Origin of the sequence: Campylobacter lanienae NCTC 13004 (assembly GCF_002139935.1) — a bacterium.
Classification (GTDB): domain Bacteria; phylum Campylobacterota; class Campylobacteria; order Campylobacterales; family Campylobacteraceae; genus Campylobacter; species Campylobacter lanienae.
Window position 1 is genome coordinate 191053 of record NZ_CP015578.1, and the last position, 14069, is coordinate 205121.

Below are 14069 nucleotides of genomic sequence, written 5' to 3' on the forward strand. Positions count from 1 at the left end.
TTTAGATGAGTGTGATAGTAAATTGGGATAAGATTGATGGATTGTTGCCAGTTGTAGTCCAAGAGTATAGCAGTGGCGAAGTCTTGATGCTAGCATATATGAATCAAGAAGCCCTAGAACTAACTCAAAGTAGCAATCTAGCCCATTACTACTCACGCACTAAATCTCAAATTTGGAAAAAAGGTCAAGAGAGCGGAAATTTCCAAATAGTAAAATCTATATCTTTGGATTGTGATAATGATGCTTTGCTATTAAAAGTCGAGCAAATAGGCAACGCCGCTTGTCACACGGGAGCGAAATCTTGCTTTTTTAACCACTTAAATTTAGAAAAAAATAGCGATTTAGATCTTAATAAAACGATAAAATACGATATATTAGACCATCTATACCACATAGCCCTAGATAGAAAATTAAACCCAAGTGACAAATCCTACATATCCAAGCTCTATTCCAAATCCCCAGATTCTTATCTAAAAAAGATGGCCGAAGAGAGTTGCGAGCTTAATCTAGCTATAAAAGAGCTACAAAGATTCAAATTATACTCAAATTTAAATTTAGAAAATTTCGGCGAACATAAGCCAAATGACCCAAAATACGATATTATCTATGAAGCGGCTGATTTGCTGTTTCATATGATTATAGCTTTGGCTGATTGCGATATCCATCCAAATGCTATATTAGATGAGCTTAAACGCCGTGAGGGCGTAAGTGGAATAATAGAGAAAAACTCCCGTGATAAATAATCTATCTACAACTATCAAATTTTATATTAATAATTTTGGATTTTATGATTATGTCGCTATCTCATGGGTGATTTTGCTCTTTTTTGCCTTGCTTGTTTTGGCTCTTTATCTACTTTTTAAAAAGCCTCTACTAGCTCTATTTATCTTTATTTTTGACTTTGGTGGGCTTGGTGCGGGGCTATTTTATTCGCTTAAATTTATAGATGATACAATGCGTCCTAGAGAGTTAGTGATAGCACCACTTAGACAGTTATCATACTCTGATACCCTTATAGCTGATATTAATCTAACCAACACTTCTAAAAGAGCATTTAAAATATGTAGAGTCAAATTAAGCTTTCATAATATCGGTCAAAACCGCATTCAAGATTTCAAATTCAGGCTATCTCCATTTCACACTCAAACCACCATAATCCAAGATATTATGCCAAGTCAAATGAAAGAGATTAAATTTATAATCAAAGATTTTCGCCCACAAAATTACAATACTATCTTAAATTCGGAGTGTTTCTAATGAGCTATTTTAACCTATTTCACATCTTAGTTCTTATCATTATCATTGTCCTTTTCATAGGCTTTACCGCTCTTATAATTTTAAAAGAAAAAAGAGTCAAAGTCGCCATCAGCTTTTTAATAGTTAATGTAACTGTGATGAGCTGTATAACTGTGATATCTATGATGCTTATAGACAAATACACCAAAGTAGCAGTTATAGAAAATCTCATGGGCAAAAGGACTTTAATCAATGAGAGTATCAGTTATAGTGGTATTATCAGAAATGTAGGATATGGATATATCAACTCTTGCGTGATCAATATTGAGCTTATCAATACCCCAGTTGAGAAGCTAGAAGCTAGTGCTTTTGAGGCTCGTGGGTTTTTTGATACCTATATCAGTGGCTCTCGTGGGCCAAAAAGCTCACAAAAAGGCGAATTTCTCATAGTCAAGGATCTAAAAAGCGGAGAATATAAAAGCTTTAGCTTTACTATGCCTTATCCATCGCATTTTAATAACCATAGCACAAATTACACTCTAAATTGCAAATAATTGCTAAAATAATTTTAGCTAATCTAAATAATAAAATTATTTTATAATAACTTAAATTTATATTTTAAGTTATTATAAATCTAATATGAGTTAAAATATGCAATAAAAAATTTCAAAGGATAAGTATGTTTAAAAATATGAAACTATCAGTTAAACTTGCTCTTGCGGGTTTTGTATTTACCGCCTTGATAGTAGCTACCGTTGCTGGTATCGCCACATATCAAGCCACAAATAGGGCCGAGTCGAATTCTGCTGCCTTCATGGAGGCTGGTTCTTTATCACAAGCAAATTACATCGCTGCTGAATTTAACAAAATTTCTGATGGCTTAAATGCTTATAAAACAGCTATGGAATCATCATTAAATTCCGGTATCGCTATGCCTGTTGACATCATAACAAATATGCTAAGCGAAGCTATAAAAGATCAAAAAATAGCCGCTGGTATATTCTTCTACGCTACAGATGATAGCATATACGCCAAAAATCCAAATTCAAACGACCCACGATATACTCAAGCTGGCGATCTAGCTATATATGTCAATTATCACAACAGACTTGAGCGTATCGAAGATAACTTTAAAAGCAAAGATTATTACGCAAACGGCCTTAGCAAACCAAGATTAACCGAGCCTTTTAGTGATCATATAGAGGGCAAAAACATAACAATGGCTTCTATGACTTTCCCTGTGAAATATAGAGGCAAAACAATAGGTATAATCGGTGCTGATTTGGATTTAGAAACATATTTTATAGATAGATTAAAAGAGATTAAACTATACAAAAGTGATATAAGCTTCTTAATCTCAAACAAAGGTATAATGGTAGCCAATCCTAACCCACAAAATAGAGGATTAGCTATCCAACAAGTAAATCCAAATTTAACTCAACTACTCCCAGTCCTAAATAATGAAGAAGTTGATTATGCTACAGCAGCAGCTATGAGCCAAAATCTACAAGAGCACGCTCAATTTAACCTATCTAAAATAGATATGCATAATGTAGATGAGAATTGGGGTCTTGCTACATTAGTCCCTACTAGAGAGATTTTCGCTGAAGTCTCATCAGCTAGAAATAGCCTAGCAGTTGTAGGTATCATCGTCGCTATAATCGGTGGATTTTTCCTATTCTTCGCTACAAAAATGCTAATTACTAGAATAGAAAATATCAGAGCTTTACTATCAGATTTCTTCGATTTCTTAAATTACAAAAGAGCCGATGCTCGCCTAGCAGTAATTACCAATAACGATGAAATCAGCCAAATGGCTAAGGCTATCAACGATAATATCGTAATTGTAAAATCAAATTTAGACAAAGACTCAAAAGCCGTTGAAGAGTCTTTAAAAAGAGCTAGCGAAGTAGAAAACGGAAATCTAACCGCTAGAATCACTCTGAACCCAGCTTCACCAGAGCTATTAAAACTCAAAAATGTCCTAAACAAAATGCTAGATGTCCTAGAACAAAAAGTAGGTAGCGATATTAACGCTATCCAAAGTGTATTTGATAAATTCAAACAACTAGATTTCACAGTAAGGATAGATAATCCAAAAGGCGAAGTAGAGATAGTCACCAATCTACTAGGCGATGAAGTTACTAAAATGCTAAAAGCCAATCTAGAACAAGCCAACAACCTACAAAATAAAGCCGATGAGCTAAAAGGCTTTGTCGCATCACTAAACGAAGGCGCTAAATCTCAAAGCGAATCCCTACAAGAGAGTGCCGCAGCGGTTGAAGAGATGAGTAGCTCAATGAACTCTATAAATGATAGAGCTAGTGAAGTTATCAAACAGAGCGAAGATATCAAAAACATAATCACAATAATTAGAGATATCGCAGACCAAACAAATTTATTAGCCCTAAACGCAGCTATCGAAGCTGCTCGTGCTGGAGAGCATGGTAGGGGATTTGCCGTGGTGGCTGATGAGGTCAGAAAACTAGCTGAAAGAACTCAAAAATCCCTAGGCGAAATCGAAGCAAATGTCAATATCCTAAGCCAAAGCATAAATGAGATGAGCCAAAGTATCAGCGAGTAAACAACAGCTATAAACCAAATCAACGAAGCTATAGTAAATGTCGATGGTCTAACTAGACAAAATAGACAGATCGCACAAGATAGCAATATAGTAGCAAATGAAGTTGATAGCATAGCTGAAGTCGTCGTCGCAGAAGTCAAAAAGAAAAAATTTTAATTTAAGTTATTTTTGATTTATTTATTTTTTGACTTCGTTTTTATTTTTTTTACTTCGCAGACTAGCAAAGCTAGTCTTTGCGATAAACTTTAGAAAAGTTTCTTTTTAAGGGGGAAGGGGAGCGCTTTTTTGGCATCTGAGTAGCGTAACTGCAAAACGATGTAAATCATCGTTTGCGACGCTACGAAGGATAGCAACACCTTGACTTCCCCCTTAACAACCCCTAACCCCCCCCCTGTAAAAGCCTTTTAAGGTTAATTATTTCAAATTTTCGCCACAAATAACTATTTAAGGTTATTTGGCTATTACTCTAAATTGGTTAATTATTCCAAATTTTCGCCGTCGTTTCATCTACAAGATAAAACGCCTATTGCGAAAATTTTGTGCTTCGCACAGATTTAATAATATTTTAAAACTATAATGAGTTTTAAAAGATGGTAACGCAATAACAAAATTTTGAATTTTAACTTTTGTTTTTTAAATTTAGATATAATTTCCCAAATTTTATTCACAAAGGAAAGATATGCCAATTATAAATATCAAACTAGCTGACCCTATGCCAAGTCGCCAAAAACTCGATGAAATCGCTGTGAAAATCACTGATATTATGGTAAATGATCTAGGCAAAAAGCCTGAGCGTGTGGTTATAAATTTTGATGAGATTAGAAGTGATGCGACATATTTTGGTGGTAAATCTGTCCAAGCTATGAAAGAGGGCAAATAATGGAGGCTAAAAATCCAAATTTCACCCAAGAGGATTTAGAGCGTAAAGTTACCTTAAAAGCCGGTGATAAAGCGCCTGAATTTGAGCTAGAAAATGCTGATGGGGTTAAAATTTCGCTTAAAGATTTTAAGGGTAAAAATGTGATTTTGTATTTTTATCCAAAGGATAATACGCCAGGCTGTACCACTGAAGCGTGTGAATTTAGCGCAAATTATGATGAGTTTATCGCTAATGATTGCGTTATTGTAGGTATAAGCCCTGATAGTCCTAAAAGCCACGCTGGATTTACCTTAAAACATAGCTTAAGGCATATTTTGCTTAGTGATATGGATAAAGAAGTGGCTAAGGCTTATGGAGTTTGGCAAGTTAGAAAAAACTATGGAAAAGAGTATTTAGGGATAGTTCGCACGACTTTTATAATAGATAAAGATGGGAAAATCTCAAAAGTTTATAAAAGTGTAAAAGCCGCTGGCCACGCTCTTAAAGTCTTAGATGAGCTTACAAAGTAGGCGAATTTGCTAGTTCATATATGTTGTAGCGTTGATAGCCACTATTTCATAGCTGAGCTTAAAAAACTCTATCCAAATGAGCGAATAATTGGCTATTTTTATGACCCAAATATCCATCCTTATAGCGAGTTTTTGCTAAGATTTCAAGATGTCAAAAGAAGCTCTAAAAAGCTTGGTGTAGAGGTGATTTGCGGTGAGTATGAGTATGAAGAGTGGTTAAAAGGCACTAAGGGGCTAGAAGATGAGCCTGAAAAGGGCAAAAGATGTGCGTATTGCTTTGATTTTCGTGTGGGAAATAGTGCCAAAGAGGCGATAAAATTAGGCTGTAAAAAGATTACTACAACCCTATTAATGAGTCCTAAAAAAGATTTTAAGCAGTTAGAAAGTGCCTTAAATAATGCTATAAAAGGGACAAATTTAGAAGCTATCGCAGTGGATTTAAGAAAAAATGGTGGCACTCAAAAGCAGTTTGAGCTAGCAAAAAATGATAAGTTGTATCACCAAAATTATTGCGGTTGTATCTATGGACTAATCAAGCAGCGACATAATGAAACCGTGATTGATGAGCTGTGCGAGCCACTTGGCGCTCAAATTCAGCCAGGCTCGATAGGCTATAGATTAAAATTATATAAAAAAGTAAGAAAATTAGAAAAATCAAAGATTAAATTTGATTTAATAAGAGAGAAAATTTTAAATTATAGATTGAGATTTGGTAGTTTAAAGGCTGATAATATCGCTATACCTAGCTATTTTTTATTTTATTCTCATTTTAGATTAAAAAGCTCTAAATTTAGCATTGAAAAAAGCTCTAATTTTGTCGCTATTAATAAAGATGATATTAAGCTTATAAGTCTAGCTAAATTTAACAAACTTGGCAGATTTAAGTATAAAAATACATTAGAATTAATCTATAATCCGCCAAAATTAAACCAAGAGCTAAAAATACGCAAAAAGATCGTTAAATCCAAATTTGATATAAGCCCTATAATCGTAATAGATGAGATAAAAACAGCCAAATATACACTACAAGCTGATAGTGAGATATTTCCTGCAAGTATCGAGGCGATAAAGGTCAAATAGTAATTCTAAATTTGGCTAAATTTTGATATTTTTTATAAAATTAAACTAATATTTGGCTAAATTTAGATACAATCTAGCACTTTGTATTCAGAGGTTTTTTATGATAGATGTAGTTGAAATCCAAAAAATATTACCACATAGATATCCATTTTTGCTTATTGATAGAGTGGTGGAGTTAGAGCCAAATAAGCATATTAAAGGGTATAAGAATGTTACGATTGCCGAGCAGGTTTTTCAAGGGCATTTCCCAGGGCATCCGATATATCCGGGCGTTATGATTATCGAGGGTATGGCTCAAGCTGGCGGGATACTAGCATTTAAGAGTATAGCCGAAAAAGAGCAGATCAACGCAGAAGATAAGGTTGTTTATTTTATGAGTATTGATGGGGCTAAATTTAGATCCCCAGTCCGCCCGGGCGATAGATTGGAGTATAGATTAGAGGTTTTAAAGCATAGGGGCAATATATGGGTTTTAGGCGGTCAAGCTTATGTAGATGATACGCTAGTAGCTGAGGCCGAGCTAAAAGCGATGATAGTAGATAAATAATTACGAGCAAAATATGCAGATTCATAGTACAGCAGTTGTTGAAGATGGTGCTATTTTAGGCGATGGGTGTGTTATCGAGCCTTATGCTTTTGTGAGTTCAAAGGCAGTTTTAGGTGATAATGTCATCATTAAACAAGGCGCTAGAATTATTGGAGATACGCACATTGGCAAAGGTGGCAAAATTTATAGCTATGCAATTGTAGGCGATATCCCGCAAGATATCAGCCACTCTATAGAAGATACCGGCGGGGTTAGAATCGGTGATAATGTTACTATTAGAGAATTTGCTACCATAAACTCAGGCACCAAAAAAGGCGATGGATACACTAATATTGGTGATAATAATTTTATAATGGCATATACTCATATAGCTCATGATTGTCGCTTGGGTGATGGGATTATCTTGGCTAATGGCGTGACTTTGGCTGGGCATGTTGTTATAGATGATTATGCGGTGATTGGCGGGCTTACACCGGTTCATCAATTTGTCCATATCGGTGAGAGTTGTATGATAGCTGGAGCTTCTGCCTTATCTCAAGATATAGTGCCGTTTTGTTTAGCTGAAGGCAATAGGGCTTATATAAGAAGTTTAAATTTAGTTGGAATTAGAAGAAGATTTGATAAAGATATTGTAGAGCAGATCAATAAAGCTTATAAATTTCTATTTAGAAGTGGTGGTGGATTAAAGGATAGAGCTTTAGAGCTTTTGGATCAAAATCCTACCTTAGAGGCTAGAAAAATGTGCGAATTTATCATAAATACAAAAAGGGGAATACCGCTTGATAAGGGGAGAGATTAATGGCTAGAAAGTGTAGTTTTTGCGGTGAGAGTGAAGCAGATGATAGAAAACTTTTAGCTAATGAGAGTGATAGCTCATTTATATGTGAATTTTGCGTAGATGCTGCATATAACGCAGTTCATGGAGAAGAGATAGGGCAAAGGGCTAGCTTAAACGCAAATTACAAAGATATAACACCAAAAATTTTAAAAGGCGTTTTGGATGATTATGTAATCGGTCAAGAGAGAGCCAAAAAGGTATTTAGCGTAGGCGTGTATAATCATTATAAAAGAATATTTAAACAACATAGCATTGACGATGATACTGAAATTTCAAAATCAAATATCTTATTAATTGGCCCTACTGGAAGCGGTAAGACTCTAATGGCACAGACTTTGGCTAGATTTTTAGATGTTCCTATAGCTATTTGTGATGCTACAAGCTTGACTGAAGCTGGATATGTAGGCGAAGATGTAGAAAATATCCTTACAAAGCTATTAAACGCAGCGGGTGGCGATGTGGAGAGAGCGCAGCAAGGGATTGTCTTTGTTGATGAGATTGATAAGATTGCTAGAATGGGTGAAAATAGATCGATTACTCGCGATGTAAGTGGCGAGGGCGTCCAACAAGCACTGCTCAAAATCATTGAAGGAAGCGTGGTAAATATCCCACCAAAAGGCGGTAGAAAGCACCCAAATCAAGATTTTATCCAGATTGATACTACAAATATTTTGTTTGTTTGTGGTGGGGCTTTTGATGGGTTAAAAGATATTATTGAGCGTAGGCTTGGCAAAAATGTCTTAGGATTTAACCAAGAAAAAAGAGGCAAAAATGAAAAATCAAATTTATTAAGCCTTGTAGAGCCTGATGATTTGGTGCATTTTGGATTAATTCCTGAGTTGATTGGTAGATTACATGCTATTACGACTTTAAATGAGATTACAATTGATGATATGGTAAATATCTTAACTCAGCCTAAAAACGCTCTTTTAAAGCAGTATGAAAAGCTATTTGCGATTGATGGGGCAAGGCTTAAATTTGAAGATGAAGCTATAAAAGAAGTGGCAAATCAAGCCATCAAGAGAAAAACTGGCGCTAGGGGTTTAAGAAGCATAATGGAAGATGTGATGATAGATATTATGTATGATCTTCCAGAGTTAAATGGCTATGATGTGATAATATCAAAAAGCGTAATCGATGGTGAAGCAAAACCATTATTAATGAAAGCTAAGTAAAGGAGATATATGATTTTAGATCAATTAGTAGGGTTGTTTTCTAGTGATATGGGTATTGATCTAGGCACGGCAAATACTTTGGTATTGGTAAAAGATAAAGGCATTGTGATAAATGAACCAAGCGTTGTAGCTGTCCAAAGAGAGAAGTATGGCAAACAAAAGATATTAGCCGTTGGGCATGATGCTAAAGAGATGGTCGGTAAAACGCCTGGCGATATAGAGGCTATCCGCCCTATGAGAGATGGGGTTATCGCTGATTTTGATATGACTGAAAAGATGATTAGACACTTTATAGAAAAAACTCATAGAAGAAAGACATTTTTACGCCCTAGAATCATTATCTCAGTCCCATATGGCTTAACTCAAGTTGAGAGAAAAGCTGTAAGAGAGAGCGCACTATCAGCTGGTGCTAGAGAGGTGTTTTTGATAGAAGAGCCGATGGCCGCAGCCATCGGGGCAAATTTACCAATCCGTGAGCCACAAGGTAGCTTGGTTGTAGATATCGGTGGCGGTACTACTGAAATTGGCGTTGTATCTTTGGGCGGATTAGTGATATCTAAAAGCATTAGAACGGCTGGGGATAAGCTAGATGCGAGCATTGTGAATTATGTAAAAGAGAAGTATAATTTGCTAATTGGTGAGAGAAATGGTGAAGAGATCAAGATCAAAATTGGCTCGGCGATGCAACTACCAAAAGAGCTATCCATGGTTGTCAAAGGTAGAGACCAAGTGAGCGGATTGTTAAGCCGTATAGAGCTTACTAGTGAAGATATTAGAGAGGCGATGAGAGAGCCTTTAAAAGAGATTGCTGATGCTTTAAAAACTGTTTTAGAAAATATGCCGCCTGATTTAGCTGGTGATATCGTAGAGCGTGGAGTTGTATTAACTGGTGGTGGAGCGTTGATTAGGGGATTAGATAAATATCTTGCTGATATTGTCAAATTGCCTGTTTATGTAGCTGATGAACCACTTCTTGCGGTGGCTAGAGGCACTGGAAAAGCTTTAGAAGAGATAGGTCTATTACAACAATTAATAAATGAATAAAATCAAATTTATCTTAATAATTATCTGCTTAGGTTTTATATCTTTTTACCTAAGCGATTACGCTAGAAGCGTAGTGATAAATAGCACAAATTTTGTTTTATCACTATATCAAGATACAAGGGATTTTATCGCCCAGACTATAGAAGAGCACTTCAATCAAGCTGATGAGATAAAAGCCCTTAGAGAGCAAAATGCCGAGTTAGAGCACTCTGCGACCTTGCTCTCGGCCTTTGCTTATAAGCTAGACGCCTTGCTAAGTGAGCAAAACTCAACTAGATTTAACCCTGATGTGAAGCTTGTTAGGGCGCTTTCATATATGAATATTGGCGATCATGATAAAATTTGGATAGATTTTGATGAATTTGACGAAGATAGAATTTATGGCCTAATATCGCAAGGCAAAACTGCAGGCATCGTAGTAAATAAAGATGGAAATCCACTAGCTCTACTTCAAACTGATCCAAAATCCACATTTTCTGTAAGTATCGGAGAGGAGCATATAGCCGGTATCGCTATGGGAAATGGTAGTGGCATTACGATTAAATTTATCGCTCAATGGCTAAATCCAAAAGTAGGCGATGAGGTCTATACTAGCGGACTTGATGGGATATTTTTTGGTGGGGTGCCAGTTGGTAAAATCAGCAAAGTATATGAAGAGGAGCTTTATAAAAGTGCCATTGTAGAAACTGATCTAAAAATTCAAGTCCCAAGCTATCTATATATAATAACAAATCAATAACATTTAAATTTCTTTTAAATTGAATTAAATTCTTAAATTTTGCCCATTTTTATGCTATTTTTTATCTATAATTAAATATAATTACACTCAAATTTAACAAAATCCAACTAAGCTTTTACACGCCTTAAAATGCGAACAAAATAAGAGAGGTATAGTATGCCAAAAAGAGAAGATATCAAGACAATTTTATTAATAGGAAGCGGGCCTATTATTATCGGTCAAGCTTGTGAGTTTGATTATAGCGGGACTCAAGCTGCTAAGACTTTAAAAGAGTTAGGATATAGAGTTGTGCTTATTAACTCCAATCCAGCTACCATAATGACAGATCCTGATTTTGCTGATGCAACCTACATAGAGCCTATAACCAAAGAGAGCATAAGTCGCATTATACAAAAAGAGAGCGTGGATGCGATTTTGCCTACTATGGGTGGTCAAGTGGCGTTAAATGTCGCAATGGAGCTTTATGAAAATAATATGCTTGGCAATGTCAAATTCCTAGGTGCGAATCCTGAAGCTATCAAAAAAGGCGAAGATAGGGTGGCATTTAAAGAAGCTATGATTAAGATCGGTATGGACTTGCCAAAATCTATGTATGCTTATAATATGCAAGAGGCCTTAAATGCTGCTAATGAGATAGGATTTCCGCTGATAATAAGAGCTAGTTATACCTTAGGTGGTGCCGGTAGTGGCGTGGCGTATAATATCGATGAGTTTAGGGATATTGCTGAGAGTGGGATCGAGGCTAGCCCTATAAATGAAATTTTAATCGAAGAGAGCCTATTAGGATGGAAAGAGTATGAGATGGAGGTTATCAGAGACAGAGCTGATAACTGCATAATTGTCTGCTCAATCGAGAATTTCGATCCGATGGGAGTACATACAGGAGATAGTATAACCATAGCCCCAGCCCTTACTCTAACTGATAAAGAGTATCAATATATGAGAGATGCCAGCTTTAAAATCTTGCGTGAGATAGGCGTGGATACAGGTGGGAGCAATGTCCAGTTCGCTATAAATCCTAAAAATGGTAGAATGACTGTAATCGAGATGAATCCACGAGTTAGTAGAAGCTCAGCATTAGCTAGTAAGGCCACAGGATATCCGATAGCCAAGGTCGCTACAATGCTTGCTGTGGGCTTTACTCTTGATGAGATCAAAAATGATATCACGGGCACACCAGCGAGTTTTGAGCCTGTAATTGACTATATCGTAACTAAAATTCCACGCTTTACATTTGAGAAATTCCCAGGCTCAAATCCATATCTAGGCACTGCGATGAAGAGTGTGGGCGAGGTAATGGCAATTGGCAGAAGCTTTAAAGAGAGCGTCCAAAAGGCTCTTTGTAGCTTAGAAAAAGATTATAGCGGATTTAATCACTTAAGTTTAAGCGATGATGAGTTGGTATTTGGCCTTAGAAACGCTCACGAAAATCGAATTTTATATATCGCTCAAGCTTTTAGAAATGGCAAAAGCGTAGAAGAAGTTTATGAATTAACCAAAATTGATAGATGGTTTTTAACTCAAATTTATGAGATAATTGAATTTGAAAACCTAATTGATATGGATATTTTAAATGATAAAGAGCTATTAAGAAAGGCTAAAACTTGGGGCTTTAGTGATAAAATGATAGCGTATTTAATCAACTATAAAGACAATTTAGAGCTAAGCCAAAATGATATATATTATGCTAGAATGCGTCATAAAATCGCCTTAGAATATAGCGAGGTTGATACTTGTGCTGGTGAGTTTTTAGCCCTTACGCCATATCTATATAGCAGCACAAATATAACCCCAAATTTACCAAATCTACCTTTAAATAGCAACAACAAAAAAGTCTTGATAATAGGTGGTGGGCCTAATCGTATAGGTCAAGGGATTGAGTTTGATTATTGTTGTGTGCATGCGAGTTATGCTCTAAGGGATTTAGGTATCACGACTATAATGTATAATTGCAATCCAGAAACCGTCTCAACTGATTATGATACTAGTGATATTTTGTATTTTGAGCCGATCGATTTTGAGCATTTAAGAGCGGTTATAGAACGAGAAAATCCAGATGGGGTTATCGTCCATTTTGGTGGTCAAACCCCACTTAAATTCTCTAAGCGACTATCAATGATTGGGGCAAAAATCATAGGAACAACCGCTAGAGTAATCGATATAGCCGAAGATAGAAAGAAATTTAGCGAATTTATAAGATCCATTGCCGTAGCTCAACCTGATAATGATACAGCCACTAGCGAGTCTGAAGCCTTAGAAAAGGCGGGTAAAATCGGTTATCCAGTCTTGGTGCGTCCTAGCTATGTTTTAGGTGGTAGAGCTATGAGAAGAGTCCATAGCGAAAGTGAGCTAAAAGAGTATATGAGCGAAGCAGTGAAAGTGAGCAACAACTCTCCAGTTCTTTTAGATAAATTCCTCCAAGATGCCACTGAGCTTGATGTAGATGCTATTAGCGATGGCAAAGATGTCTATATCGGTGCGATTATGGAGCATATAGAAGAGGCTGGAATTCATAGTGGCGATAGCGCTAGCATACTTCCACCGCAAAACTTAAGCCAAGATATCATAGATCAAGTAGAAAAATGCACCAAAGATATCGCTTTAAAGCTTGGTGTTATAGGGCTTATGAATATTCAATTTGCTGTGTATGATAATAAACTTTATATCATTGAGGTTAATCCAAGGGCTAGTCGCACGGTGCCTTTTGTCAGTAAAGCTACAGGCTTGCCAATGGCCAAGGTGGCAACACGCGTAATGTGGCAAGGCAATTTAAAAGAGGCGCTTGAGTTTTATGATCAATTTAAAGTAGTTAAATTTGATGGCGAAATTTATAAGCCTAGTTTAAATGGCGTAGTATGCGTGAAAGAGAGCGTGTTCCCATTTAATAAATTAAGTGGAGCTGATCTAATCTTAGGGCCAGAGATGAAAAGCACTGGTGAGGTTATGGGTATTAGTGATAGTTTTGAAAAGAGCTTTGTTAAATCACAAATTGCAGCTAAAAATAACTTGCCAAGTGGTGGTACTGTCTTTATCAGTTTAGCTGATGCAGATAAGAACCGCGGTATTGAACTGGCTAAGAAATTTGAAAATTTAGGTTTTGAGATTGTAGCAACTGGTGGTACATATAAAACTCTAGCTCAAGCTGGAGTAAAATGCGAGATGGTTTATAAAATCAGCGAAGGTCGCCCAAATATCGAAGACAGGCTAAAAAACGGCGATATAGCCCTAGCTGTCAATACCAGTGATAACAAATCTAGCACTAGCGACGCTGTAAAAATCCGCCAAGCGGTGCTTAGATTTAAAATCCCATATTTTACCAATATGAACGCAGCCCTAGTCGCAGCTAGCTCTATTAGCTCCAATGAAGCAGCCTTAGAGGTCAAAAGCTTACAAGAGTATTTAAAAAAATGATATAAATATTGCAGATTTTATAGCTA

The 14069-nt window shown here is 36.2% G+C and carries 13 protein-coding genes; all 13 read left to right on the forward strand.

All coding sequences use genetic code 11. The annotated features are described in order from the left end of the window. Window positions 1-5 precede the first annotated feature (5 nt). Window positions 6-743, forward strand: a complete 738-nt coding sequence (hisIE, locus tag CLAN_RS00985) for a bifunctional phosphoribosyl-AMP cyclohydrolase/phosphoribosyl-ATP diphosphatase HisIE (protein WP_100590368.1) — start codon at window positions 6-8, stop codon at window positions 741-743. Beyond that, the gene (locus tag CLAN_RS00990) at window positions 733-1257 is read left to right on the forward strand and encodes a DUF2393 family protein (RefSeq protein WP_096027901.1); all 525 of its coding nucleotides are present in this window, start codon (window positions 733-735) and stop codon (window positions 1255-1257) included. The genes hisIE and CLAN_RS00990 overlap by 11 nt, the downstream gene beginning before the upstream one ends. Further along, window positions 1257-1790, forward strand: coding sequence for a DUF2393 family protein (locus CLAN_RS00995; RefSeq protein ID WP_096013910.1), 534 nt, complete (start codon window positions 1257-1259; stop codon window positions 1788-1790). The genes CLAN_RS00990 and CLAN_RS00995 overlap by 1 nt, the downstream gene beginning before the upstream one ends. 401 nt (window positions 1791-2191) lie before the next feature. Continuing rightward, entirely contained in the window at window positions 2192-3820 is a 1629-nt protein-coding gene (locus CLAN_RS08375) for a methyl-accepting chemotaxis protein (protein ID WP_415270424.1), read from the forward strand. Between the two features lie 679 nt (window positions 3821-4499). Further along, complete coding sequence (locus tag CLAN_RS01005; RefSeq protein WP_096013912.1) at window positions 4500-4700, forward strand: tautomerase family protein; 201 nt, start codon at window positions 4500-4502, stop codon at window positions 4698-4700. Continuing rightward, window positions 4700-5209 (forward strand): thioredoxin-dependent thiol peroxidase, encoded by a 510-nt coding sequence (bcp, locus tag CLAN_RS01010; RefSeq protein ID WP_100590369.1) that lies wholly within the window; start codon window positions 4700-4702, stop codon window positions 5207-5209. The genes CLAN_RS01005 and bcp overlap by 1 nt, the downstream gene beginning before the upstream one ends. Window positions 5210-5215: 6 nt before the next feature. Continuing rightward, window positions 5216-6289: an epoxyqueuosine reductase QueH gene (locus CLAN_RS01015; RefSeq protein ID WP_100590370.1), complete on the forward strand. Its 1074-nt coding sequence runs from the start codon at window positions 5216-5218 to the stop codon at window positions 6287-6289. Between the two features lie 100 nt (window positions 6290-6389). Beyond that, window positions 6390-6836 (forward strand): 3-hydroxyacyl-ACP dehydratase FabZ, encoded by a 447-nt coding sequence (gene fabZ / locus CLAN_RS01020; protein ID WP_096015425.1) that lies wholly within the window; start codon window positions 6390-6392, stop codon window positions 6834-6836. Between the two features lie 13 nt (window positions 6837-6849). After that, entirely contained in the window at window positions 6850-7635 is a 786-nt protein-coding gene (gene lpxA, locus CLAN_RS01025) for an acyl-ACP--UDP-N-acetylglucosamine O-acyltransferase (protein ID WP_096016180.1), read from the forward strand. Next, complete coding sequence (gene clpX, locus CLAN_RS01030; RefSeq protein ID WP_096022965.1) at window positions 7635-8849, forward strand: ATP-dependent Clp protease ATP-binding subunit ClpX; 1215 nt, start codon at window positions 7635-7637, stop codon at window positions 8847-8849. Before lpxA ends, clpX begins: the two co-directional genes overlap by 1 nt. Before the next feature lie 9 nt (window positions 8850-8858). After that, a complete protein-coding gene (locus CLAN_RS01035) occupies window positions 8859-9893 on the forward strand; it encodes a rod shape-determining protein (protein ID WP_096013918.1) in 1035 nt (344 codons plus the stop codon). Next, window positions 9886-10632 (forward strand): rod shape-determining protein MreC, encoded by a 747-nt coding sequence (gene mreC, locus CLAN_RS01040; RefSeq protein ID WP_096017643.1) that lies wholly within the window; start codon window positions 9886-9888, stop codon window positions 10630-10632. Before CLAN_RS01035 ends, mreC begins: the two co-directional genes overlap by 8 nt. 156 nt (window positions 10633-10788) lie before the next feature. Continuing rightward, window positions 10789-14043 (forward strand): carbamoyl-phosphate synthase large subunit, encoded by a 3255-nt coding sequence (carB, locus tag CLAN_RS01045; protein WP_100590371.1) that lies wholly within the window; start codon window positions 10789-10791, stop codon window positions 14041-14043. The last annotated feature ends 26 nt before the right edge of the window (window positions 14044-14069 follow it).

Excerpts from the sequence above, each read along its gene's own strand:
- hisIE (WP_100590368.1), top strand. The coding sequence starts at position 6 with ATGAGTGTGATAGTAAATTGGGATAAGATTGATGGATTGTTGCCAGTT.
- CLAN_RS00995 (WP_096013910.1), top strand. The coding sequence starts at position 1,257 with ATGAGCTATTTTAACCTATTTCACATCTTAGTTCTTATCATTATCATT.
- CLAN_RS08375 (WP_415270424.1), top strand. The coding sequence starts at position 2,192 with ATGCTAAGCGAAGCTATAAAAGATCAAAAAATAGCCGCTGGTATATTC.
- CLAN_RS01005 (WP_096013912.1), top strand. The coding sequence starts at position 4,500 with ATGCCAATTATAAATATCAAACTAGCTGACCCTATGCCAAGTCGCCAA.
- bcp (WP_100590369.1), top strand. The coding sequence starts at position 4,700 with ATGGAGGCTAAAAATCCAAATTTCACCCAAGAGGATTTAGAGCGTAAA.
- fabZ (WP_096015425.1), top strand. The coding sequence starts at position 6,390 with ATGATAGATGTAGTTGAAATCCAAAAAATATTACCACATAGATATCCA.
- lpxA (WP_096016180.1), top strand. The coding sequence starts at position 6,850 with ATGCAGATTCATAGTACAGCAGTTGTTGAAGATGGTGCTATTTTAGGC.
- clpX (WP_096022965.1), top strand. The coding sequence starts at position 7,635 with ATGGCTAGAAAGTGTAGTTTTTGCGGTGAGAGTGAAGCAGATGATAGA.
- CLAN_RS01035 (WP_096013918.1), top strand. The coding sequence starts at position 8,859 with ATGATTTTAGATCAATTAGTAGGGTTGTTTTCTAGTGATATGGGTATT.
- mreC (WP_096017643.1), top strand. The coding sequence starts at position 9,886 with ATGAATAAAATCAAATTTATCTTAATAATTATCTGCTTAGGTTTTATA.
- carB (WP_100590371.1), top strand. The coding sequence starts at position 10,789 with ATGCCAAAAAGAGAAGATATCAAGACAATTTTATTAATAGGAAGCGGG.